Annotated in this window: 22 protein-coding genes; 8 read left to right on the top strand and 14 right to left on the bottom strand. The window is 45.6% G+C overall.

What is annotated here, in order from left to right; all coding sequences use genetic code 11:
- Nucleotides 1-9: 9 nt before the first annotated feature.
- Genes AC121Z_RS07925 through AC121Z_RS07905 form a run of 5 tightly spaced genes read right to left on the bottom strand, consistent with a single transcriptional unit; the run spans nucleotide 10 to nucleotide 4,850 of the window.
- Nucleotides 10-456 carry a YaiI/YqxD family protein gene (locus tag AC121Z_RS07925; protein WP_498127925.1) on the bottom strand — a complete coding sequence of 149 codons (447 nt, stop codon included), beginning with the start codon at nucleotides 454-456 and terminating at the stop codon, nucleotides 10-12.
- Complete coding sequence (locus AC121Z_RS07920; RefSeq protein WP_498127923.1) at nucleotides 456-1,217, bottom strand: SDR family oxidoreductase; 762 nt, start codon at nucleotides 1,215-1,217, stop codon at nucleotides 456-458. Before AC121Z_RS07920 ends, AC121Z_RS07925 begins: the two co-directional genes overlap by 1 nt.
- A 15-nt stretch (nucleotides 1,218-1,232) precedes the next feature.
- Entirely contained in the window at nucleotides 1,233-1,991 is a 759-nt protein-coding gene (locus tag AC121Z_RS07915; RefSeq protein ID WP_498127922.1) for an SDR family NAD(P)-dependent oxidoreductase, read from the bottom strand.
- Between the two features lie 2 nt (nucleotides 1,992-1,993).
- The gene (locus AC121Z_RS07910) at nucleotides 1,994-3,001 is read right to left on the bottom strand and encodes an NADP-dependent oxidoreductase (RefSeq protein WP_498127920.1); all 1,008 of its coding nucleotides are present in this window, start codon (nucleotides 2,999-3,001) and stop codon (nucleotides 1,994-1,996) included.
- 40 nt (nucleotides 3,002-3,041) lie between these two features.
- Nucleotides 3,042-4,850, bottom strand: coding sequence for an acyl-CoA dehydrogenase family protein (locus AC121Z_RS07905; RefSeq protein ID WP_498127918.1), 1,809 nt, complete (start codon nucleotides 4,848-4,850; stop codon nucleotides 3,042-3,044).
- Nucleotides 4,851-4,983: 133 nt separating this feature from the next.
- Here AC121Z_RS07905 and AC121Z_RS07900 point away from each other — a divergent pair, with 133 nt between their 5' ends.
- Nucleotides 4,984-5,988 (top strand): GlxA family transcriptional regulator, encoded by a 1,005-nt coding sequence (locus AC121Z_RS07900; RefSeq protein ID WP_498127916.1) that lies wholly within the window; start codon nucleotides 4,984-4,986, stop codon nucleotides 5,986-5,988.
- A gap of 93 nt (nucleotides 5,989-6,081) precedes the next feature.
- A complete protein-coding gene (locus tag AC121Z_RS07895) occupies nucleotides 6,082-8,385 on the top strand; it encodes a TonB-dependent receptor (protein ID WP_498127914.1) in 2,304 nt (767 codons plus the stop codon).
- A gap of 165 nt (nucleotides 8,386-8,550) precedes the next feature.
- Here the strand turns inward: AC121Z_RS07895 and AC121Z_RS07890 are convergent, their stop codons facing one another.
- Entirely contained in the window at nucleotides 8,551-11,703 is a 3,153-nt protein-coding gene (locus AC121Z_RS07890; protein WP_498127912.1) for an efflux RND transporter permease subunit, read from the bottom strand.
- A complete protein-coding gene (locus AC121Z_RS07885; protein WP_498127910.1) occupies nucleotides 11,703-12,914 on the bottom strand; it encodes an efflux RND transporter periplasmic adaptor subunit in 1,212 nt (403 codons plus the stop codon). Before AC121Z_RS07885 ends, AC121Z_RS07890 begins: the two co-directional genes overlap by 1 nt.
- Nucleotides 12,915-13,242: 328 nt before the next feature.
- Here AC121Z_RS07885 and AC121Z_RS07880 point away from each other — a divergent pair, with 328 nt between their 5' ends.
- Nucleotides 13,243-13,551: an isoamylase early set domain-containing protein gene (locus tag AC121Z_RS07880; protein ID WP_498127908.1), complete on the top strand. Its 309-nt coding sequence runs from the start codon at nucleotides 13,243-13,245 to the stop codon at nucleotides 13,549-13,551.
- A gap of 56 nt (nucleotides 13,552-13,607) precedes the next feature.
- Here AC121Z_RS07880 and AC121Z_RS07875 read toward each other — a convergent pair whose 3' ends face one another.
- Nucleotides 13,608-14,534 carry an electron transfer flavoprotein subunit alpha/FixB family protein gene (locus AC121Z_RS07875; protein WP_498127906.1) on the bottom strand — a complete coding sequence of 309 codons (927 nt, stop codon included), beginning with the start codon at nucleotides 14,532-14,534 and terminating at the stop codon, nucleotides 13,608-13,610.
- Nucleotides 14,531-15,283, bottom strand: a complete 753-nt coding sequence (locus AC121Z_RS07870; protein WP_498127904.1) for an electron transfer flavoprotein subunit beta/FixA family protein — start codon at nucleotides 15,281-15,283, stop codon at nucleotides 14,531-14,533. Before AC121Z_RS07870 ends, AC121Z_RS07875 begins: the two co-directional genes overlap by 4 nt.
- A 256-nt stretch (nucleotides 15,284-15,539) precedes the next feature.
- On the opposite strand from AC121Z_RS07870, the gene AC121Z_RS07865 reads away from it, so the two are divergent.
- From AC121Z_RS07865 to fldA, 4 genes are all read left to right on the top strand, one after another.
- A complete protein-coding gene (locus AC121Z_RS07865) occupies nucleotides 15,540-17,186 on the top strand; it encodes an electron transfer flavoprotein-ubiquinone oxidoreductase (RefSeq protein ID WP_498127903.1) in 1,647 nt (548 codons plus the stop codon).
- Between the two features lie 38 nt (nucleotides 17,187-17,224).
- Complete coding sequence (locus tag AC121Z_RS07860) at nucleotides 17,225-18,004, top strand: alpha/beta fold hydrolase (RefSeq protein WP_498127902.1); 780 nt, start codon at nucleotides 17,225-17,227, stop codon at nucleotides 18,002-18,004.
- An 81-nt stretch (nucleotides 18,005-18,085) separates the two neighbouring features.
- A complete protein-coding gene (locus tag AC121Z_RS07855) occupies nucleotides 18,086-18,310 on the top strand; it encodes a DUF2788 domain-containing protein (RefSeq protein ID WP_498127901.1) in 225 nt (74 codons plus the stop codon).
- A gap of 28 nt (nucleotides 18,311-18,338) precedes the next feature.
- Nucleotides 18,339-18,863, top strand: coding sequence for a flavodoxin FldA (fldA, locus tag AC121Z_RS07850; RefSeq protein WP_498127899.1), 525 nt, complete (start codon nucleotides 18,339-18,341; stop codon nucleotides 18,861-18,863).
- Nucleotides 18,864-18,914: 51 nt separating this feature from the next.
- Here the strand turns inward: fldA and AC121Z_RS07845 are convergent, their stop codons facing one another.
- Entirely contained in the window at nucleotides 18,915-20,915 is a 2,001-nt protein-coding gene (locus AC121Z_RS07845; RefSeq protein WP_498127897.1) for a methyl-accepting chemotaxis protein, read from the bottom strand.
- A gap of 226 nt (nucleotides 20,916-21,141) precedes the next feature.
- Between AC121Z_RS07845 and fur the strand changes: the two genes are divergently transcribed.
- Nucleotides 21,142-21,570 carry a ferric iron uptake transcriptional regulator gene (fur, locus tag AC121Z_RS07840; RefSeq protein ID WP_498127895.1) on the top strand — a complete coding sequence of 143 codons (429 nt, stop codon included), beginning with the start codon at nucleotides 21,142-21,144 and terminating at the stop codon, nucleotides 21,568-21,570.
- A gap of 1 nt (nucleotide 21,571) precedes the next feature.
- Here the strand turns inward: fur and AC121Z_RS07835 are convergent, their stop codons facing one another.
- From AC121Z_RS07835 to AC121Z_RS07820, 4 genes are read right to left on the bottom strand one after another with little or no spacing between them, the layout of a single operon-like run.
- A complete protein-coding gene (locus tag AC121Z_RS07835; protein ID WP_498127893.1) occupies nucleotides 21,572-22,438 on the bottom strand; it encodes an aminotransferase class IV in 867 nt (288 codons plus the stop codon).
- Nucleotides 22,439-22,468: 30 nt separating this feature from the next.
- Nucleotides 22,469-23,416: a 5-oxoprolinase subunit C family protein gene (locus AC121Z_RS07830; RefSeq protein ID WP_498127891.1), complete on the bottom strand. Its 948-nt coding sequence runs from the start codon at nucleotides 23,414-23,416 to the stop codon at nucleotides 22,469-22,471.
- Between the two features lie 7 nt (nucleotides 23,417-23,423).
- Nucleotides 23,424-24,089 (bottom strand): carboxyltransferase domain-containing protein, encoded by a 666-nt coding sequence (locus AC121Z_RS07825; protein WP_498127889.1) that lies wholly within the window; start codon nucleotides 24,087-24,089, stop codon nucleotides 23,424-23,426.
- A gap of 17 nt (nucleotides 24,090-24,106) precedes the next feature.
- Entirely contained in the window at nucleotides 24,107-24,832 is a 726-nt protein-coding gene (locus tag AC121Z_RS07820; RefSeq protein WP_498127887.1) for a 5-oxoprolinase subunit PxpA, read from the bottom strand.
- Between the last annotated feature and the right edge of the window lie 67 nt (nucleotides 24,833-24,899).

The raw sequence follows: 24,899 nt of genomic DNA, 5'->3' as shown, positions 1-24,899 counted from the left end.
CACCAAGTTTCAGGTGGCTTTAGTAAGCCACCTGTCTAACGCATTGGCAAACGCCTGTTTTTCCCGCTGACCGTAGGCTTTTTGCCCGCCGGTTCGTTCGCCACTGGCGCGCATAGTATCCATAAAATCTCGCATCGTTAATTGCGCTCGAATACTACTTCGATCATAACTATCACCACGAGGATTTAACGCGTCCGCACCTTTGGCCAACACTTCAGCGGCGAGAGGAATGTCAGAGGTGATCACCAAATCCCCTGCCACACAATTTGCAGCGATATAATCGTCTGCAATATCAAAGCCCTTCTCTACCACTATACTACTGATGTGTGGTGCTGGCGGTGTTTTGATAAATTGGTTAGCAACTAAGCGCAATGGCATAGGCTTCCGTTGACAGGCTTTAAACAGAATGTCCCGCGCAATTACGGGACATGCATCGGCATCAACCCAAATGGTCATTAAACTAAGTATCCGCCATCAACGACTACTGTAGCGCCCGTTGTATAGCTAGACGCATCAGACACTAAGTAAAGCACTGTTCCTGCCATTTCATCAGGTTGCGCGGTACGACCTAATGGAATTTGCATTAACGCCGTTTTCAGTATCTTTTCATTGGTCGTTAGTGCAGAGGCAAACTTGGTTTCAGTCAAACCCGGTAGCAATGCATTGACACGAATATTAAAACGACCACATTCTTTGGCGAAAGATTTAGTCATGCTGATCACGGCAGCCTTGGTTATTGAGTAGATCCCCTGCATATCTCCTGGGCGGATCCCATTGACAGATGCGGTGTTGAGGATCACACCGCCCCCTTGTTCTCGCATCATCTTGCCAGCCTCTATCGACATAAAGAAGTAGCCACGAATATTAACATCAACCGTCTTATTATAGGCCCCAAGATCGGTATCCAGTATATGTCCAAAATAAGGGTTCGCAGCTGCGTTATTAACTAAAATATCGAGTTTCCCAAAGTCTCGCTTGAGAGTATCGAACAGCTGTTCAATTTGATCCATTTCACCGACATGGCAACCCAATGCTGTCGCTTTCCCTCCATTGGTGACAATACTATCTGCGACTTTTTGGCAGTCCTCTATTTTACGACTAGATACGATCACATGTGCACCATAGTGTGCTAGTAGGCGCGCAATTGATTCACCAATACCTCGACTCGCACCTGTTACAAGCGCGGTTTTACCGCTTAAATCAAACAAATTCTGCATTATTAAATCTCTCTGTTACGCGAGCATTCCACCGTCTAAAACGACATTTTGCCCCGTCATAAAACTGGATTCGTCACTCGCTAGCCATGCTATTGCACTGGCGATTTCCTCGACTTTACCCAGACGTTTCATAGGATTCGCGCCAACAATGGCGCGCTGTGCCCGCTCATCCACTTTCTGCAGTGTATTTTGCACCATCGGTGTATCAATAAAGCTTGGACAAATAGCGTTACAGCGGATGTTCGCGCGCGCGTACTCTACTGCAGCAGCTTTAGTTAACCCTATAACCCCATGCTTAGCCGCACTGTAAGCAGCCAGCATCGGAGAAGAACGTAATCCAGCAACAGAGGCTACATTGATTATTTGGCCGTTGCCCTGCTTTAACATTATCGGCAACGCCGCTCGCATGCAATGCCAAACGCCAGTCAAGTTAACCGCAATATTGCGATCAAACGCCGTTTGGGGGATATCTAAAAAGGGTGCCGGGTCATGATCAATACCAGCATTATTCAATAGTACGTCGATCCCGCCCAGCGTTTCATTTGCGAACGCCATCAAACGCTGGATGGCATCTGGATCGGCCACATCAGTTTGCCAGAAATATGCGACCTTTCCTTGCCCAGACAAAGCGTGCACCAAAGATTCTCCGGCTTTAACGTTAACATCACTGACTACCACACTCGCACCACGCTCAGCTAACAATTGTGCTGCGCCCGCGCCAATCCCCGATGCTCCACCAGTGATGACGACTCTTTTACCGCTTAAGCTTGTCATGCCTAGTCCTCATGGTCGACTTTAAGTACTAATTTACCGAAGTTTTCACCTTTGAATAGCATCATCAATGTCTCCGGGAATTTTTCAAAACCTTCTACCACATGCTCTTTAGCTTTGAGTTTACCTTGCGCAATCCAGCCAGCCATTTCCGCTGCGGCTTTACCGTAGTTTTTCGCATTATCAAAGACTACGATACCTTCCATACGCGCACGATTAACGAGCAAAGATAAGTAGTTAGACGGCCCTTTAACTGGCGTCGTATTATTGTATTGACTGATTGCTCCGCAGATAACGATACGTGCTTTAAAGTTAATGCGAGTTAACACATCATCTAAAATATCACCACCAACATTATCGAAGTAAACATCAACGCCTTTCGGGCATTCACGCTTCAAGCCTTGCTTTACATCTTCGTTTTTATAATCGATTGCGCCATCGAAGCCGAGCTCATTAATTAGGTAATCACACTTATCTTGACCGCCCGCGATACCAATAACACGACAACCCTTGATTTTTGCAATCTGTCCGACAACCGTACCAACAGCTCCAGCAGCTCCTGATACTACTACGGTCTCACCCGCTTGCGGATTACCGGTATCTAAAATACCAAAGTAAGCCGTCATTCCAGGCATGCCTAGAACGCCTAAGTAACGTTCCAGTGGAGCTAAGCTCGGATCGACTTTATGTACGCCTTGAGTATCAACAACAGCGTATTCCTGAACGCCGAAGTGACCATAGACAAAATCACCCACGGCAAAATTTGGATCGGTTGACTCCAAGACTTCGCCCACGGTGCCTGCCCGCATCACCGCGCCAATTTGAACCGGTTCAATATAGCTTTTACCCTCATTCATCCAACCACGCATCGCAGGATCAAGAGAGATAAAATCAATCCGAACCAAAATTTGATTGTCACCCAGTTCCGGAGTCTCTGCGGTAACTAACTTCCAATTATCTTTGGTTGGCTCACCTACAGGGCGAGAAGCGAGTAAAAATTGTCTGTTTTCCATCGTTTTATTCCTATTTAATTCATTGTGTTATTTGAGGTAATTAAAACCAGTCGGCTTGCGTGGTTTCACACAGGTCATCAACGGCCATTAAAAGGCCAAAATCCCGTTCTATCAGTGGTAGCTCCCAACGGAAATAATATTCCGCTGCCCGCAATTTACCCTCCAGGAATTGCTTGCGATGGTTGTTACCCGCTGTATCGTCAGCTAATAGTCGGTCGGCGGTATTGGCCTGTCGCAACCACATCCAACTGACGACCACCGAAGAAAATATATTCATGAAGCATTGCGCGTTCGCTAATAATGCGGCTTGTTTATCACTATGCAGTGTTTCGCCTATATGTTGTATTAAACTGGGTAAGCGCGCCAAATACGGTTGCAACACACTGACCAACGCCGCAGTGCGCGGTGCTTGAGCAGCGGCAATATCAAGGGCTAGACGTTGTTGCAAGGTCCTTAAGCCCAATTGTTGATTTTGCCAAAGTTTGCGGGTCATCAAATCAAGTGCTTGGATCCCATTGGTACCTTCGTGAATCGGATTCAAACGATTATCTCGCCAGCATTGCTCAACGGGATACTCACGGGTATAGCCGGCTCCACCCAAAATCTGGATTGCCAAATCATTTGCTTTTGGACCAAATTCCGATGGCCAAGCTTTACACACCGGGGTTAACAAATCGAGCAGTTCAGCGGTGGCGGTTTTTTCTTCGCCAGCAGGTAAACTAGTCAAATCATCGACTAGCATTGCGCCATAAAAACAAAGTGCCATACCACCTTCTGTGTACGCTTTCTGAGCAAGCAACATACGCTTAACGTCACCGTGTTCAATAATCGCCACAGCGGGATCGTCAGGCTTGGTTCGAGGTGGTTTGCGCCCCTGTACGCGATCTTTGGCATATTCCAATGAATAGCGATAGCCCCGATAACCGATCATTGCTGCACCAAAGCCCACACCGATTCGCGCTTCATTCATCATCATAAACATATAGCGCAGCCCTTGATGCGGCTCTCCAACCAGATAACCGTGGCAATCATCATTTTCACCAAATGTTAAGGCAGTGGACGTGGTACCACGATAACCCATCTTGTGTATCAGCCCCGCGAGAGTCACGTCATTACGTTGCCCTACATGACCGTTTTCATCTAAACGGTATTTCGGCACGACGAATAAAGATATTCCTTTCACACCAGCAGGCCCGCCAGGGATCTTGGCTAATACTAAATGGACAATATTTTGCGCCAGCTCGTGCTCTCCACCGCTGATATAAATTTTGCTACCTTTAAGGCGATACGTGCCATCTTCAGCTGGGGTTGCTGACGTCCGAATGTCAGCCAAAGAGGAACCCGCATGCGGCTCAGTTAATGCCATAGTTCCAGTGAATTCTCCGGTGAGCATACGCGGCATAAATTGCTGTTTTATATTTTCCGCCGCAAAATGACTGATCACATTGGCCGCTGCGGCAGTTAAAAATGGATACGCGGTAGAGGATGGGTTGGCGGCCATAAAATAGCTGGCGCACGCAGTCATAACCGTTTCGGGCAATTGTAAACCACCGTCATCAAAACTATACCGACCAGCAATAAAGCCCGCCTCACGATAGGCATCAAATGCGTCTTTCACAGCATCAAGCATTGCTACTTTTTGCCCATCGAAAGTGGGTTCGTCTTTGTCTGCAATTGTGTTGTGAGGCAAAAATTTTTCTTCGGCAATTTGCTCTGCGGTGTCTAAAATCGCTGCAATTGAAGCCACATCATGATCAGCGAAAACCTCACGTTCAAGTAGCTTATGGACGGCTAGGTTTTCAAATAATTGAAATTGTAATTCCTGACGCGGAACAAGTTGCTCTGCCATGGCTGAACCTCATAGATAAATGATGTATCAGTTTTGCATGAAAACATCTTGATTATAATTGTCTCTAATGACATATTTTTGGTCTATTCAGCCATTCATTCATTGAACTAATAGCATAGGCTCAATTACCATTATGGAACATCACAACCGACCATTAGCAACCCCCTACTCGGTCGTTATCATCGGTTTTGATCAAGCGTTAGCGTCATCGATCAGCGGTGCGATTGATATGTTCTCCTTAGCTGGCGTGGCAATGCAACGCATCAATCAACAACCGGTTAAGAAACTATTTAACGTTAAAATTGCCAGTCTAGATGGCGGTATGGTGCGCTGCATTAACAACAACATACTGATGGCACATGCTGCATTAGAAGATATTGACCGGGCCGATATCGTTATGATCCCAACCATTGGCGGTAATATTGCTCAGGTGCTTGAACAGACAAGAGGGATTCTACCTCATCTTATTCGTCTATATCGTGCAGGGTGTGATATCGCAAGTAACTGTACGGGTGCATTTCTATTAGCCAATAGCGGTCTATTGAATGGCCGTTTGGCGACAACCCATTGGGGGTACTCGGCGCAATTCCAACAGCTTTTTCCCAAAGTCGAATTACGTGAAGAGCTGCTGATCACTGAAGATCCACCCTTTTTCTGCGCTGGCGGCGGCATGGCTTGGTTCGATTTAGTCTTACGCATCATTGAACGCTATACCGATCACGCTACAGCAGCTGACACGGCTAGAGCCCATGTCATCGACTTTGCGCGTGGCCAGCAAGCGGCCTATGCGCCATTGCAACGGAAAAAATTCCATCATGATAATGAGATACTGCGGCTGCAGGATTGGTTAGATGTCCATTATGCGAACAAGCTTGATATTGATGCGATGGCTGCACAGGTATCGCTTTCACCACGTACACTTAATCGTCGATTCAAACGCGCAACCCAACAAACACCGCAACAGTATTTACAAAGTATCCGACTAGAAAACGCCAAGCGACTGCTAGTCAGCACACCAACACCAATTAGCCAAATCGTGCAACAAGTCGGGTATGATGATGTCAGTTCATTTACCCGCCTGTTTAAACGGATCACAGGTTTCTCTCCGGGTTATTATAGGGCCAGCTTTCGGCGCTGATTTACACTGGTCAGAGTTGCTGTCTTCCTGTTAAAATTATGCTGCTGATTGGTCAGTACACTCAAACCTAAAACTCCCATTTTGGTATACACAATGAAACAAATAAACAAAGCTCGACTAACGCTTGCTATATGCTGTGCGCTGGGTACGTCTGCTGTTGTGGCTCAGACTGCTGAAGAAAAAGAGAATGCGGTACTCGAAAAAATCACCGTAACAGCACAAAAGCGTACACAATCAATCCAAGAAGTCCCTATTTCTATTGCAACCCTTAACGGTGAGCGCTTCGAATCTTTGTTTTCTGGCGGTGAAGATATTCTCGCACTGGCAGTAAGAGTCCCAGGCCTATACGCAGAATCGTCAAATGGCCGAGTAGCACCGCGTTTTTATATGCGTGGCCTCGGTAATACAGATTTTGATCTGGCTGCATCGCAACCGGTATCGATCGTAATGGACGACGTGGTTATGGAAAACGTTGTACTAAAAAGTTTTCCATTATTCGATATGCAACAAGTAGAAGTCATTCGTGGTCCACAAGGTACTTTATTTGGGCGCAACACGACGGCCGGTATCGTAAAATTCGATACCGTAAAACCAACCCAAGATTTTGACGGCTATACTAAACTCGGCTTTGGCTCTTACGGCACAATTAATTTTGAAGCGGCTGCTGGTGGTGGATTAACAGACGATCTATCAGGGCGTATTTCTGTGCTTTCACAAGATCGCGATGATTATATCGATAACGCTTACACTAACCAGCAAGATGCATTGGGTGGCTACGATGAGAAAGCCTATCGCGCACAGTTGTTGTATTCTCCAAGCGATGACTTCTCTGCGCTACTGAATGTGCATGGCCGCAACCTTGAAGGTACAGCCTCTATTTTCAGAGCTAACATTTTTACCAAAGGCTCAAATGATCTTAACCAAAATTATGATCGTGATGTGGTTTGGTACAACGGCGATTTGACCGGTGATGGCACGGATAATAATCCACAAGAATACCGTAACTTTAGTACATCACTCAAACTGGATTACGACTTTGGTGATTACACAGTAACTTCAATTACCGCCTTGGAGACTGCTGAGGGCTATAGTTTGGGTGATATCGATGGTGGCGTCGCATTGTTTGCACCTGCTGATATCAATGGCGATGGTAGCGAAGAGTTAAGCTACCCGGGCTTTATCCCATTTGATGCCGTTACACAGGATGACTTAAATGATCTTGAGCAATTCACGCAGGAAATCCGCTTTGCTAGCGATACGTCTGATGCATTGAGTTGGCAAGCGGGTTTATTCTTGTTTGATTCATCATTTAGCGTTACCAGCACTGATGGCTATTTTGGCGCCACAACTGTCACGCATGAAAACACCACTTGGGCGCTATTTGCACAAACGTCTTACCAGGTTAATGAAAAGCTAAACATCACCGGTGGTGTGCGTTACACCCATGACGAGAAGTCACTATTTGTTGGTGCACAAAACGTAAATGGCTTTGCCTTAGTCACTGGCGATGCCACGATTCAAGACTATGAAGATATTAATGTTGACGATGGTCAGGTTAGTTTCGAACTCAGTGCAAACTATAACCTGACTGAGAATACGTCAGTGTTTGCGCGCCTAGCCAATGGTTTCCGAGCGCAGACGATCCAAGGCCGAGACGTTGCTTTTGAGGGTTCACCGAGTGTGGCAGATGCAGAGACCATCAACTCAATTGAGGCAGGCTTTAAATCAGATTTATTGGATAACTCGCTACGCTTAAACGTTGCAACTTTCTATTATGTCATTGATGACATGCAGCTTTCAGCGATTGGGGGTGGTAGTAACTTTACTGCATTGGTCAATGCTGACAAAGGCGTTGGTTATGGTTTTGAAATCGATGCCCAGTGGTTAGCAACTGAAGCGTTAACGCTAACCGCAGGTTACAGTTATAACCACACTGAAATTCAAGATGACACTCTTACAGTAATGCCATGCGGCGCTAACCCAGCGTTTGGCGCTACAGGTAACTGTACGGTATTTGATCCGCGTCCTGACGGTTTCACAGCGTCGATTGATGGTAACCCATTCCCACAAGCGCCAGAAACCATCTTTAACTTCACGGCGCGGTATGCGATCCCATTTGGTGACGACGGCGAATTCTTTGCGTATACCGATTGGGCGTTCCAAGGCGAAACAAGCCTATTCTTGTATGATTCTGTTGAATTTACAACGGATGATAATTTCGAAGGTGGTTTGCGTATTGGTTACGAAAATTATGCTGAAGGTTACCAGGTAGCATTATTTGGTCGCAATATTACTGATGAAGACAATGTTAAAGCTGCGGTAGATTTCAATAACTTGACAGGTATCGTAAACGAACCTCGCGTATGGGGTGTTGAAGTCAAATTTAGTTTTTACTAAACCCTAGATGCACATGCTCAGGGAACTCTTGAGCAATGTTCGTTTTACATGAAGCCCCAGTTAATTATCTGGGGCTTTTTTTTGCAATGTTCCGCACGTAACCTCGACACTCTACTTATTTACGCCAAAGCAAGCCATAATTGTTGCACGCGGTATGTAATGCGTTTACTTGGCGATAGCAGCTGTTGGGTCATCACCTGGCGGCAATGGTTTTTTACGCTTAAGGATACGTTTTAAATCATCCAAGATAAGGTAAAGCGCTGGCACTAACAATAACGTAATGACCGTGGCGAACAAAATACCAAATGCCAATGAGATTGCCATCGGAATAACCACTTGGGCTTGTAAACTGCGCTCAAAGATAATCGGCAATAGCCCCATAAATGTCGTCAATGAAGTTAAGATTATTGCTCTGAAGCGCTGTGCTCCGGCTTCTATCGCGGCATTCACCAAAGAGTGCCCTTCTTTACGTGCGCGATTGACAAAGTCCACCATAATCAAACTATCGTTAACCACCACACCAGATAACGCAATAATCCCGCAAATTGACAATACGCTCACCGCTTGTCCAAGCATTAAATGGCCAACAATCGCACCAACAATCCCAAATGGAATGACCGACATAATAATCAGTGGTTGTGAATAACTGCGCAATGGAATAGCCAGTAACGCATAGATCGCGAACATGGCAAATAACATGCCCTTCAATAATGAAACCGTTGCTTCTTGTTGTTCACGCGAATTACCTTGTAATTTAAAGTCTACGTGCGGATAACGTTGCAATAGATCGGGGATTACGTCACTGGTGATCTCATTCACAACTTCTCCCGGCTCTAATATCGCTTTGTCGACTTTGGCACTGACTGTCACTGAACGGTAGCCATCAACGCGAATAATCGAATCAAAGCCCTGCCCCAACTCGATGTCTGCAACCTGCCGGAAAGGCACTTCTTCACCGGTTGGGGTGCGCACGCGCATATTCTCTAAGTGCCCAACCGAGGTGCGTTCTTCCTTGGGATAACGCACCATCACTCTGACTTCTTCATCATCGCGCTGCACACGTTGTGCTTCAGCGCCATAAAAGCCAAAACGCACCTGTTGTGCCAGTTGTTGCAAGGTGATACCAAGGGCTTGCGCTTCAGAGCGAATATCTAACTTGATTTCATCGGCGCCGCCACTGAACGTATCATTGATATCGGTAACGCCGTTGTAACCTTCTAAATAGGTTTTCAAATCCTGACTGATCGCGCGCAGCTCATCGATATTGGATGAATTAAACTCAAAACTGAGATCAGAGCCACCACCTGGACCTCCCGGAGAACCGACACTAAACGTTTTAACCCCGGCAATTTCTGGGATGTATTTACGCCATAATTCATGGATCTCAAAATCGGTTAGGTCGCGCGTTTCACCTTTAGTCAACTCAACGAAAATCTGTCCCGCAAGAGGTCCGTTATCAAACGCAATCGAGTGCTTGACTACACCCTCACCGTATTCATCCTCTACTTCAGCATCCATCTTGTGCATAGCAACCAGCATCTCGTCTATTGCTGCATCGCGTGAAGCTAGAGAGGAACCAGGCTGAAGCTCAATTGATGCCATCATGAAATCACTGGGAATATTGGGGAAGAATACAAACCTTACGAAACCACCACCAAATAAACCAATGGTTAAAATGAGCATGGCAAAAAAAGTTGCTAAGGTGGTATACCTATTCTTTACGGCTTTTTGTAAAAACGGGGTGTAGGTATTTTTAACAAAATCTTTGATCCCTTCACTAAAGAAATCGCGGAACCGTTGGAAACGATTAGCCTTTCTCGGATCGTAGGGTTTCAACTTCATATGCACCAAATGCGCGGGCAATATCAGCTTTGATTCAATCAATGAAAAAGCCAAACAAATGATTACGACCAAACCTATGGTCTTCCAGATAATCCCAAAGACACCTGTGACCATTAACATTGGAGTAAATGCCGCGATGGTAGTTAACACCCCAAACGTTGCCGGCATGGCTACCTTCTTGACCCCTGCAATCACATTTTCAGCACTGTGGCCTTTCTTGTCTATTTCGCTGTACGCCGATTCCCCCATAATAATGGCATCATCAACCACAATCCCTAACACTAAGATAAACGCGAACAAACTCAACATATTGATGGATACATTAACGGCATCCAACGACATCACTAGTAGCGTACCCAAGAAACAAACCGGTAAACCAACAATAACCCAGAACGCAAGCTTAATTTTCAAAAACAATGACAATACGATAAAGACTAAAATAGCCCCCATGAGCATGTTTTCTAACATCATATTCAAGCGATCAGCGAGGTAAAACGAACTATCGCCCCAAGAATCTGCTTGAATATTCGCCGGAAAACTCGCGCGGTTTTTATCTAAAAAGCGATTTACCTCTTCAGAGATTTGTAATGCATTTTGCTCACCTACAGCGCGCACTCGAATACTAACCGCAGGCTTACCATCAAATAACGCGTACTGGTTATTCTCCACAAAACCATCATCGATAGTCGCAATATCACCGAGTAACAAGCGTGTACCATCGGCCCGCGTGGATAAAACGATTTGGGCAAAATCCCAACCATTGTAGGCTTGGCCGTTCGTCCGTAACAGAATGTCTCCATTCTCTGACTTAATCGCGCCGCCGGGTAAATCAATCGACGATTGGCGTACTGCACTGACAACGTCGCTGAAGGTCAATTGGTATTCTTGTAAGCGTTGCTCTGATAACTCAATCGAGATTTCATAGTCGCGGTCACCCACAACTTGCACATTGGAAATTCCCGGTAGATTCGCAATCTGGTCGCGTAAATCCTTGGCAAATTCCTTCAACTCTCGCTCGTTGGCATCACCATAAACAGATACCCATATAACGTCCTGCTGAGCTTTCAGCCGATAGACAACGGGCTTTTCGGTGTTAGCTGGAAAGCTTGGGATCGCATCAACTTGGGCTTTTACTTCGTCAAGTAGGATTTGGGTGTCGTACTCATCCTCGACTTCGATATTGACGTTAGCCATTCCTTCTGTGGCGGTAGAAGTGATTTTTTTGATGCCATCCAGGTCCTTGATTGCTTCCTCAATTTTGAGGATCACGCCCTCCTCCACTTCTTGCGGTGCGGCCCCGAGATAAGGGACTCGGACTTGTACTATATTGAGCTCAAAATTTGGAAAAACTTGCTTTTGTATAGAATAGGCACCAAAAAAGCCGCCAACAATTAAAATAAACATGAGTAAGTTTGCCGCAACACTATTGCGTGCAAACCAAGCGATAATTCCAGAATGCGTATCTATGCGTGACATTATTCATCACCCCGTTGCGCTATCGCGTCGCTGTCTTCGCTGACATCTTGGTCGGACTTTGACGGTGTTTCTTCATCCCCTGCAAGTCTTACTGGCATGCCATTGTATGGATTAGGGATCGCACTGTATGCAACTCGGTCTGTTGCCAGCAGTCCGCTATTGATGTACACATGATCCTCGTCAGCACGCATAACTTCAACATCACGGATTGCGAGTTCCTTTTCTGGTGTTACCACCACAACCGTTCCATCAAGGCGCAGCGTATGACGCGGCAATACCACAAGATTTTCAGCTGAGTTGCCATAAATAGATGCGTTTACAAACTGCCCAAAGCGAATAGGCAAACCATTGCGTTCACCTTTAACCAAGTATGGGTCATTAATCTCAACGACGGCATAAACGACGCGTGAACGTTGGTCTAAAACGCCTTCACTGCGTACCACTTTACCTTGCCAAGTAGCCATTTTCCCGGCCACAATCGCCGACAGATTTGCTGGTGTCTCAGCTTCACTCAAATCAATGAACGCTAAATCGCTATCGGTTAATGGTAAACGTACTTCAGCTGTATCAGTTGAATAAATCTCGCCTAAATTAGCAGCGGTTGTAATAAATTGACCAAGGTCAACATTGCGCGAGACCACCATCCCCGCATAAGGTGCACGCACCTTAGTTCTAGCAAGATTGCGCTTGGCTCTCTCTAATTGTGCCTCAGCAGCCTTTACGTTTGCCTGTTCACGGGCTAACTGTGGTTTTCTCAAACCCAATTCCGGTGGTGTTGTTTTATTCACAGAACGCCACTCTTGTTCGGCTACACGGCCACGCGCGATTTCCTCTTGCAACGCCGCCTGGCTGCGTGCCAACTCGGCTTCAGCCAACTTAACTTCAGTAATAAAGTCATCAGACTCTAACTCAACTAACACATCCCCTTGCTTGAAGAATCCACCTTCTACAAAATTATCAGCGACCTTTACCACCTTCCCTGAGACCTGTGCAGTTAGCGCGGTTTGATTTTTAGGCACCACATTACCTTGTGTGAGTACTTCAAAAGTCACGTTCTCAAATTGAATGGGTTTAGCATCAACCAGTAATGGCTGCACCTCAACGGGCTTTTTTTCTGGCGGCTTGCGCGACATCACCATACCGCCAGCAATAACAACCGCGATAACAAGAATGATAATCGGGATCCCAGTTTTACGAAGTGAATTGCTCATTTTTGTCCTTATAGGTAGTCACGTATGTAGTTTACCGCAGTTCGCTGTCCTTGGTTCACTTAAGTTTGTTAATAATTATTTCAAATTATTGCAAGCATAATCCTGCGCGAGCTTTGCGAATACACAGCCGCTCAAGCCCTTAGACCTTGTGCATAGTCTCCGGTAGCAGACTTTTATTACAAAAAAGTTAATAACAAAATGCTCTCTCGCACTTTGTGAAATTTTACAACACGCAATTCACAAAGATTTAACTAAAAAAACCTTGTGCTGGTTATTTTTTGCACTTATTTTGTAATTAAATTACATCTTAACCGCTAAGGAATTTACCATGAGTCTTAAGAAGCAATATCTTAAATCCAAACCTGTATGCAAAGTTACGTTCAAAATTGCCAAGGATGAAGCAAAAGCGGCCAACAGTGTTCGCTTAGTTGGCGAGTTTAACGATTGGGATACCACTGTACCCCCAATGAAAAAGCTCAAAGATGGAAGCTTTACACAAACGCTTAATTTAGCAGCTAATAAAGCCCATCAATTTCGCTATCTTTTAGACGATGCGGAATGGGAAAATGATTGGCAAGCTGATGCCTATGTTCCAACCCAGTTCGGATACGATGAAAATTCTGTGGTGGAATTATAAGCCAAAAAAAAGGCGGCCCTTGCGCGCCGCCTTTACTATTAAGTCACGAATAAGCCTTACAGCGCTTGCTCAAGCTCTGGGAGCACTTCAAATAGGTCACCAACCAAACCGTAATCAGCAACTTGGAAAATCGGTGCTTCTTCATCTTTATTGATTGCGACGATGACTTTTGAGTCCTTCATACCGGCAAGATGCTGAATGGCACCAGAAATACCTACAGCAATATACAATTGTGGCGCTACTATTTTACCTGTTTGACCGACCTGCATGTCATTCGGTACAAAGCCAGCGTCAACTGCAGCTCGAGAAGCACCGATCGCGGCACCCAACTTATCGGCAATGCCATTGAGTAACGCAAAATTCTCACCATTTTGCATGCCACGGCCTCCAGATATAACGACCTCAGCTGCAGTTAACTCAGGACGCTCAGATTCAGTCAGTTCAGCCGACACAAATTCAGAGTTTGACAACGCTATAACTTCGTCAACCGCTACAACACTCGCCGTACCATCAATGCCAGCAGCATCAAAGGCTGACGCGCGCACGGTGATCACTTTCACCGTATCGCTGGATTGTACAGTCGCGATAGCATTTCCAGCATAAATCGGTCGAACAAAGGTATCTGCTGATTCAATTTCAATGACATCAGAAATTTGTGCCACGTCCAGAAGTGCCGCAACGCGCGGCATAAAGTTCTTACCAGTAGTGGTCGCTGCAGCGATGATGTGAGTGTATCCTGCAGCCAATTTAACGACCAAATCAGCTACATTTTCTGCCAGTTGATACTCATACGCGGCATTGTCAGCCACATGTACTTTTGCAACCCCAGAGATTTTCGCTGCCTCTTCAGCCACGCCTTGGCAGTTGGCACCAACGACTAAAACTTCGATTGCATCACCAAGTTTACTGGCAGCATGAACAAGTTTATGTGTCTCAGATTTCAAGCTTTGATTGTCGTGCTCTGCATATACAAGAATACTCATGCGATCACCTTCGCTTCATTTTTAAGTTTATCAACAAGTTCTGCTACATCCGCGACTTTGACACCCCCCTCACGCACCGGTGGTGGTGTTACCTTCAAGGTCTTCACATTAGACTGCAGATTAACCCCTAACTCTTCTGCGTTGATAACGTCGAGCGGCTTACGTTTTGCTTTCATAATGTTAGGCAATGATGCATAACGTGGCTCGTTTAAGCGCAAATCAGTGGTTACGACAGCAGGTAAGGCAAGCTTTACCGTTTGTAACCCGCCATCGATTTCGCGTGTCACGTTAACTTTGTCACCATCAATGGCAACTTCTGACGCAAACGTACCCTGTGGCATGCCAGTTAATGCTGCTAGCATTTGGCCCGTTTGGTTATTATCTGAATCGATAGACTGCTTGCCTAAAATAACTAACTGTGGCGTTTCTTGTTCGACGACTTTTTGTAACAGCTTTGCTACTTGTAGTGAATCTAATGCTTCTGACGTCTCTATTTGAATACCTCGATCAGCACCCAGTGCAAGTGCCGTACGGATCTGCTCTTGACACGCTTTATCACCAATAGATACAACCACAATCTCTGATGCGACTCCCTTTTCTTTTAGCCGCACAGCTTCTTCGACTGCGATTTCACAAAATGGATTGATTGACATTTTCGCGTTGGTTAGGTCAACCGCGCTATTGTCGGGCTTTACCCGAACTTTAACGTTGTAATCGATAGCGCGCTTAACCGCTACTAATACTTTCATTTTCACCTCGATAGATGGGCTAACACGTGCCCTGCTTCGCAGTAAACGGATGCAGGAATGAAAATTTGGCGTCAATGTACTTACTGTTGACGTAAACGTCAACCGCATTTACCCTGCAACGCAATGCGTAATTTACCTGTTTTCAACAACGCAAATTATTTGTTTAATCAATAATTCACTATAAAGGCCTTTGAGACTACCATAAACAGGTAGCCAAACAGTGAATATTTAACGCTTAACACTTTAGGAGTACGTCGTGGAAAGAGAATCGATGGAGTTTGACGTAGTAGTCGTTGGCGCTGGTCCCGCAGGCCTGTCTACGGCCATTCGGATCATGCAACTCGCCCAGCAATCAGAACAAGAGCTCATGGTTTGCGTGGTTGAAAAAGGCAGTGAAGTCGGCGCACATATCCTTTCCGGTGCGGTTTTTGAGCCTCGTGCGCTTAATGAACTATTCCCAGATTGGAAGGAACGCGGTGCACCATTGAATACTCCTGTGACTGAAGACCACATCTATTTACTCAAGGGCGAAGAAAAAGCGACTCGTCTACCCAACATGATTACGCCTAAAACCATGCATAACCAAGGTAATTATATTGTTAGCATGGGCAACGTGTGTCGTTGGTTAGCGGAGCAAGCTGAGCAATTAGGCGTTGAAGTATTTCCGGGTTTTGCTGCCGCAGAAGTACTTTATAACGATGATGGAAGCGTAGGTGGTGTACTTACTGGTGATATGGGCGTGGGTGAGAATGGCGAGCCTAAGGACGGCTATATGCCGGGTATGGAGCTGCGCGCTAAATACACTGTATTTGCTGAGGGTTGCCGTGGTCACTTAGGCAAAGAGTTGATTGCCAAATATGAACTCGATAAAGACGCTTCGCCGCAACATTATGCGATTGGGTTCAAGGAAATTTGGGATGTTCCAGCAGAAAATCATCAGGAAGGATTAGTTGTACATACAGCAGGCTGGCCATTGAATGAAGCGACCGGTGGCAGCTATTTATACCATGCTGAAAATAATCAGATTTTAGTCGGTTTGATCGTCGATTTGAATTACAGCAATCCACACTTAAGCCCTTTTGATGAATTCCAACGCCTAAAGCATCACCCGGTGATTGCACAATATTTAAAAGGTGGTAAGCGCGTTTCATACGGAGCCAGGGCGATTGCAAAAGGCGGATATAACAGTTTACCTAAGATGACGTTCCCAGGCGGTTTACTTGTCGGCTGTGAGGCCGGTACGTTAAATTTTGCCAAGATCAAAGGTAATCACACCGCGATGAAATCGGGCATGCTGGCCGCAGAAAGTATCGTTACAGCTCTCAAAGCTGATCAAGCTCACACTGAATTAACTGAATTCACTACCTTATTTGAGCAAAGCTGGTTATACGATGAACTTTATCGCTCGCGTAACTTTGGGCCTGCCATTCACAATTACGGAACGTTTTGGGGGGGTGTTTTCAATACGCTCGATCAAAACATCTTTGGTGGCAAAATTTTTGTAAACTTGACCGATACCAGTCAGGACTATGCGCAAATGAAGTCGTCTGCCGAGGCGAATAAGATAACTTACGCGAAACCTGATGGCATATTAAGTTTTGATAAGCTGTCGTCTGTCTTTTTATCTAACACCAATCATGAAGAAGACCAACCCTGTCATTTGCAGTTAAAAGACCCATCAATTCCAATTCAGGTTAACCTGGCCAAGTATGATGAACCAGCTCAACGCTACTGCCCTGCTGGCGTTTACGAAGTGATCCAAGATGACAATGGCGAAAATAAATTCCAAATCAATGCGCAGAACTGTGTGCACTGTAAAACCTGCGACATTAAGGATCCTTCGCAAAACATTCGTTGGGTTGTTCCAGAAGGTGCTGGTGGGCCGAACTATCCGAACATGTAGCACAATTTGCTCGTTTGTCCACGATAAGCGGTTTTGGCATGCTAAATTATCACGTTAAAAATAGCCTTGATCCCTCCAGTACTACATGGGTAGTGCTGGTGCATGGCCTGTTTGGTAGTTTAGACAACCTCAACAGTGTGGCTAAAAGTCTACAACCCCATGCCCATTGTGTGTTGGTGGATTTACCCAATCATGGCCTATCTGCACAAGTTGATGATCTTGATTACGCCACGTTAAGCGCAGCTTTAGCTGCAATGTTAGATGAACTTGAGCTTGCTGCCGCGCACTTTATTGGTCACTCACTGGGTGGCAAAGCCGTGATGCATTTAGCCCTGCATTACCAAGCTCGGGTTCAATCACTGATTGTCGCCGATATTGCCCCTGTCGCCTATCCGCATCGTCACCAGGCCGTGTTTGAAGGCCTACGAAACGTTGACTTAACGACAATAACTACTCGGCGAGATGCGCTTAAACAATTGAGTGAACACGTGAAAGAGCCTCCGACGCAACAATTTCTATTGAAAAGTCTGTATCAGCATGAAGATGAATGGCGCTGGCGGTTTAATATTGACGAAATTATCGCCAGCTATCCAACACTGATCGATTGGCCGGATGTCAACCACACGTTTTCCAAACCCGTTTTGTTCATCATAGGTGGAAATTCGGATTATGTGACGCCGGATCATCAAACCGTTATACGCAGTTTATTTCCCAACGTAAGTGCAAAGATGATCCAGGGCACTGGGCATTGGTTACATGCTGAAAAACCCACAGCTTTCAACAAAATTGTCAACGACTTCATACAGGTCAATTGTTAAATAACCGGCTTGCGGGATTCATCCAGCCATAACTTTCTGGTATATTCTCGCGCAAATTCACTTAATACGCTTTTGCACTTAATGATTGCAGAGAACTACGAGCTTATAGAAGCCATTGTGTTAAACATATCGCTGTTAGGATTGTTCCTGCTGATGGCTTATGCCGTACATGACGTGTTAACCAAAAATGATGTGCCAAAGGTCGGCCGTTATGTGGTGTATGCGGTTTTATTCTTTGGCGCAGTCGGCTTCATGGCAAAAGGGATAATTCAAATCTTTTTTACGAGTAGCGGCGTATCGGGTTAAGCATTGGTAAAAATCTGAGGTAAAGTAAATGGCAAGCGTTGGCCTATTTTTTGGCAGCGATACCGGCAACACAGAACACGTTGCCAAGATGATCCAGAAAGAACTGGGTAAACAATTGATCGATGTTAAAGACATCGCCAAAAGTACCAAGGAACAGATCGCTGAATATGATCTGCTCATCTTTGGTATTCCTACCTGGTACTATGGTGAGCCCCAATGTGACTGGGACGATTTCTTTCCTGAATTGGAAGAAATCGACTTTGAAGATAAGCTAGTCGCGATCTTCGGTTGTGGCGATCAAGAGGATTACGCAGAGTATTTTCTCGATGCCATGGGCATGATCCGCGATATTGTAGAGCCTAGAGGTGCAATTTTAGTTGGGCAATGGCCAACTGAAGGCTATGACTTTGAGGCGTCTAAGGGCATGGCTGATGACGATCACTTTGTTGGCTTAGGTATTGATGAAGATCGCCAACCCGAACTCACAGAGCAGCGCGTAAAAGCTTGGTGTAAACAGTTGCATGATGAGCTGTGTTTGGCTGAATTAGCTTAAAGAATTGCGGAAAGATGTTGTAACGAAGAAAGCCCACCGATGTGGGCTTTTTTAGACCTTAAACTGCTCCACAGCCTGTTTTAGACTATTCATTTGCGCTTCAATCTCACCGGTCACTTCAGACGATTTCTGCGTACTCGCTGCAGCCTGTTCTGCCAGTTTTACGATTTCCTCGAGACTCATTGCTGCCTGTTCAAGCAGTATGTCTTGCTCTTTGGTATCGGTTACGATTTGATCATTGATTTTTGCCACCTGCATGACCAAGCGCGTTATTTCACTGACCTGCTCGTTAACTAGTTGTGTCACTTGTACACTTTCATTAGCGCGGTTTTTACCTTCACTAATAGCCTTAACTGCTTGATTAGCGTCGTCTTGTAGAGAGCCAATCATTTTCTCAATTTCTTCGGTAGAATCGTGTGTTCGGTTCGCAAGTGTTCTGACTTCATCAGCGACCACTGCGAATCCACGCCCCTGCTCACCCGCTCGGGCAGCTTCGATCGCAGCATTTAGCGCTAATAAATTAGTTTGTTCAGCGATGGTTTTGATAACATCTAAGATACTGCCAATGTTACGACTGTTTTCGTCTAAGCGCGCAATGATGCTTTCAGAATGTTCCGCTTGTTGTGCTTGCGAGGTTACCTGTTGCCGACTCTCATCTAACAGTTTAACGACTCTATCGCTCTGCTCACTGGCCAGTTTAAGTTGTTTCAGCGAATCCTCTACCTGCAACAGATTACTCTGGCTTTTATGTCTAACTTCAGCCGTATTATGACTCGTTACTTGAATTTTGCCGCGCTGCAAATCTACCTGTTTAAGGCTTTGCCGCGACATTTCACTGCTTCGACGAGTAACATCATCCAACGCAACTTCCTGCTCTAATATGTTCCCCACCAAAGTGCGTAAACTCCCGGAGAGTTCATTCACCTTACTGGCCAGTTTATCAAACTCGCTGTGGCCCGAATCGTCCAGTTTAGTGGTTAGATCACCTTCAATAAGTTTGTTTAAGCCGATATTTATGTTTTTTAGGTGAACTGAAATACTGCGAGTAGCCAACACCGCCAAGACAATCACTGCGCCGAGTCCAACCAGGCTAATGACGACACTTTTAGTCACATTAAATGCCACATTATCTAGAATATCGTTCTGACCTTGCAGGGTATCAGAGCTGATGTCAGCAAATAGCGCTTCTATGCTCAACAATCCTTTGTCCAATGAGCTGCGTGCGTCATCGAAGGCCTGTTGAGCCTCGGCTATAGCGGCTAGTTTGCGGCGCTGCATCGCGAACAGGCCATTCTCCCCCTCTAAGGCTGGCTTAAGGCTTTCAAACTGTTCATTAAACAACTCTACTAGCCCTTCATCATCAATGGTTTCAGCAAGACGATTAATGTAATCTTTGTCGACTTGGATATTGCTGATGGAATATTCAAGGTCACCAATGATCCTTTCACTGACTTCCGGGTCATTCGAATTCACCAGTTCTCTGATTGCTCCAAGCATAGTTGCAAGTTTATTGTCGATGCCTGTTCCCGCACCAATTAACGTGGGTAATCCGGGGTCATTACCACTTAGATATGACAAGTCCAGCATCAACGCACTCGCTTCATCTGCATAGGCCAATACCTCATCACCGAGGGCGATAATATCGTTACGGAGTCGCAAGTGTCGGCCGCGAGCATCGTACATGTGTTCACTATGTTCCAGGAAGGACGAGTTTGATGCCAATGACTGTGCCTCGCTGTCAGAGAGTAACGCGGCGAGTTCAGTAAACACCGCGTCAAACTGAGACTTGCTTTGCACAAATGTATTATTATTTTGCGCTAATGCTGCGAGAGAACGCTCATGGAAAGCGTTAGTCGTAATATTGGCTAACTTAAGCGTGCTTGCTTGTATTTCAATCACTTTAGCTTGCACGGGCATTTTTTCTTTAACCACAGACTCAGCCGAACGGCTGATATCCAACAGTCCTAAGTAGCTCAAAAAACTCGTGAGCAGTAACAAGATCCCCAAGGCTAGGAAACCCAGTACAATTTTACGAATAACCGTTAACTTCATTGTGCAATATTCTATTTATTATTCAGGCAACTTACTGCGCCAAGCGTTACATAATTGACCTTGCTATGCAATTGTCATCGTACCAGTCGGAGCAACTAATATTAGTGTAGTCCATACATTTTTAGGCGCATAAAAAAATGCACTCCTATCAATTTATCGTTAAAACCTTTTAAAACTTGATAACTCCCCTATAATGACGCACATTCCAAAGCGCAGATAAAGACCGATGGATCAAAATAAAGAACTCAAAAAAGCTGGATTAAAAGTCACCTTACCGCGCTTAAAGATCTTAGAAATTCTGCAAGAGCCGGATAATCAACACATTAGCGCTGAAGATGTCTACAAGATCCTTATTGAGCAAGGTGAAGAAATTGGGCTCGCAACTGTTTACCGCGTGCTTAACCAATTTGATGATGCTGGAATTTTAAATCGCCATCACTTTGAAGGTGGCAAATCGGTATTTGAGATTAGTCACAAAAAACACCACGACCATCTTGTATGCTTGCGCTGTGGTAAGGTTGTTGAATTCGAAGATGACATCATTGAAAAACGCCAAGAAGAAGTGGCGAAACAAAACAACATGTCTCTCACCCACCACAGTTTGTACCTTTATGGTGAGTGCAATGATCCAAATTGCGACACGAGTAGCGACTGAGCTATAAATTAAATTTGTGGGCGTGATAACAAGCTAATGCGCGCTCCCACAGCTTTCCAACGCTTCCATCACCAACCGGTTTACCTTCGATTTCTATCACCGGGGCTATTTCTTTGCTCGAACTGGTCAGCCAAACTTCACTAGCCCTGAATAATTCATCGCGATGAATGTCGCGCTCATGCACCTGAATTCCCTCAGCTTGCAAACTGGTGATGACTAAATGACGTGTGATCCCAGGTAATAGTTGATTATCCAATGGCGGTGTTACAACTTCGCCACCGATGACTGCAAATACATTGCATACACTTGCTTCAGTAATATTTCCTTGTTCATTAAACAATATCGTTTCATTAACTCCGCCTTCCTGACTTTGCTGAAAGTGCATCACATTACCGAGTAGTGAGGTTGATTTAATATGACAGCGACGCCAGCGTAAGTCTTCTTGCAGCATGACTTTGAGCCCCAAAGCCTGCTCTCGGTCTGCAGGTCTTGACGGCGGGATCTCAAAGGCAAAGGCAAAAATGGTCGGAGTAATGTCCGCAGGATAGGCATGAAAACGCTTTGTATCTGCACCTCGGCTAACATGCAGATAAACGCCGATATTACCGCTTGCAAACTCAGTCTGATTCTTGTCTACCAACGATTTCACAACCCCTAACCAATCATTTTGTGGGGCGGAAACAGATATTCCAATGGCTCTTAGTCCATTTTCTAACCGTTCAGCGTGCAAGCGTCCACCAACAATCTGCCCTGCATAACTGGGAATGACTTCATAGATCCCATCACCAAACAAAAAACCACGATCCAACGGTGAAATTCTGGCTTGGTCTAGAGGTAAATAAGTTCCATTCAAGTAGGCAATCGTCATGTAGGCTCTCGAGTTAAGTTAGGATTGTGGTTAGTTAGGCGCGGTAATGTGCGCTAGCCGACCCAATATACGATGATATTTAAAAGATGCAATTGCTGGATCAACCTCGGTAAAAGAAACTGACCCATTGGTCGCCAACTGCGCAAAATAGGGCAAATCACAACGCACAATCTGCGCTATTTTGGGATAGCCACCGAGTGTTTGATGATCAGCCATCATAGCGATGGGTTGACCATCAGCAGGCATTTGGATCGTGCCCATGAGTAGCGGCTCAGAGCGCATTTTGTAATCTCTGGCTTGAATTGAGGCCCCACACAGGCGATACCCCATGCGGTTACGTTGACCACTCACTACGTACTCATTAGTCATAAAACGTATCCATTCACAGCGTGAAAATCGCTGTCTTTGCGGGCCGGTAATAATACCAACGGCTCGCTGAGTATAGACTTGTTTAGATAACCGCAGTAAAGCCTCTATCTGCGGTTGAGTGAGTGGGCGTGGCGTTTTGCCCAGCGATTGCCAACGGATCTTATCATCCTCAGCCAATGCACTCCCCTGACCATCGATGCCACCGACATGCTCTCTAACCACGCATGACTGACTGCCATATGCCGATGCACATTGAATCACACCGGCAAGCGCAAAGTAAGCGATACGAGAAGGATTTTCGACGCTAATCACATCTCCCGCTCTGACCTTGTGCACTTGTGCGCAGGCCCGAGGCTGCTGATTTATCGTTAGCATAGTATCTCTACCTGCTGCGCTAACTAGCGTATCTGTCTCAATTAAGGCACTGAATCGCCCCTGATGTAACTCTATTTGGGCTGCATCATGGGGTAAACCTAGTATGTACCGATTGAGCTCAAAGGCAAACCAATCCATAGGGCCACTGACGGTTACCCCAAAATGCTGATGGCGCCGGCGTCCTCTATCAATTAATAATGCTAGCAGCGGCACCTGAGTAATTTGCAGAGCCATAGTCCGGTTAACTCTCTATGCTGTGCGGATAGAATAATATACTATCCCCTACGCGAAGCTCTAATTGATGAAATGCGGCCAAATCAGCCACCCGCCCTAGTAGGTTCCACCCCCCTGGCGATAACTCTGGATACACAGCAGAATAACTATCCGCGATGGCAACAGCGCCCGCTGGAACATGTGTACGGGGAGAACTACGGCGGCTAACCCGAATACTACTGGGAAGCTCACCTAGGTACGCAAATCCAGGCGCAAAACCAATCGCATAAACTCGCAGAGGCTGTGCGCAATGTTGTTCGATAATGTGTTGGGGCGGCACCTCGAGAGCCTGTGCTAATTCAGCCAGATCGAACTCAGGTGCTAGAGAATAGGTCACCGCCACCTGATATTCGTGAGTCACGTTGTCAGTAGTACCGGGCTTGTAGGGGTCATTGAAAAGTTGCAACGCAGCATAGTGATCCGCATATGCCGTATCAAAAACCACCATTAAACTATCGAAACTTGGCACCAGATCCGTTACCCAATGCGGCATTCTCTCATATAAGTAAGAGAAGCATTGTGTCACATAGGTATTTTGCTCGGCTAAACTAGCACCAGCAAAATAGAGCAACAAACTCTGTTCACCACAGATTTGATAATCACGAATATTCCAACTGGAATGTATGCTGACCACGTTTGTGTCTCCAAGGCTTACAACATATTACGCACCGCACTTGCTAGCGCGATACTTTCAGGATTGTCTCCATGGATGCATAGACTACTCACGGCCAACTCAATGGATTGCGAATTGCTCGCTACAACCCGCTGTTGTTGGATTAATAACTTGGCCTGTTCCAGTGCTTCATCAAAAGTTAAAAGCGCGCCTGACTGAGAGCGTGGTGTCAACGTTCCATCGGCTTGATAACGACGATCAATGAAACCTTCAAAAATAAGTGATAAACCAAACTCGTTACTTTCCCGCGTAAAAGTTTGTTGCCTCTCGTCCCCGGTTCCTTGCACCATTAAGCACAACGACTCAAATGCGCTTACGGCTTCCATCGTTGCCCTGCGTACATTAGCATCGAGCGTAAAATCATTGTACAACGCTCCATGTGGCTTAACATAAGTGAGTTCAGCCCCCGCTAAACGACACATTGATTGCAATGCAGCGACTTGATATTGGATGAGGGCTACCAAATCAACATGAGCCACCTTCATGCTTCTGCGCCCAAAACCAAGGCGATCAGGATAGGACGGATGTGCGCCAATTGAGACTTTGTGCGTTACAGCTTGCTGAATAGTTCGCTTAATTGCGGTCGGATCGCCAGCATGGAAACCGCAGGCAATATTGGCTTGATCGATGTATTGCATGATCTGCTCATCAACGGGCATTTTCCATGCACCATAATCTTCTCCAAGGTCACAATTTAAGTGCATATTGATGAATATCCTCTAAATCCGGTTCTGCTTTGTTACGACTATGCGTACAATACTATGATGACAC

The organism is Alteromonas sp. DYW1, assembly GCF_059752595.1.
This window is presented reverse-complemented; position numbering and strand designations above follow the sequence as displayed.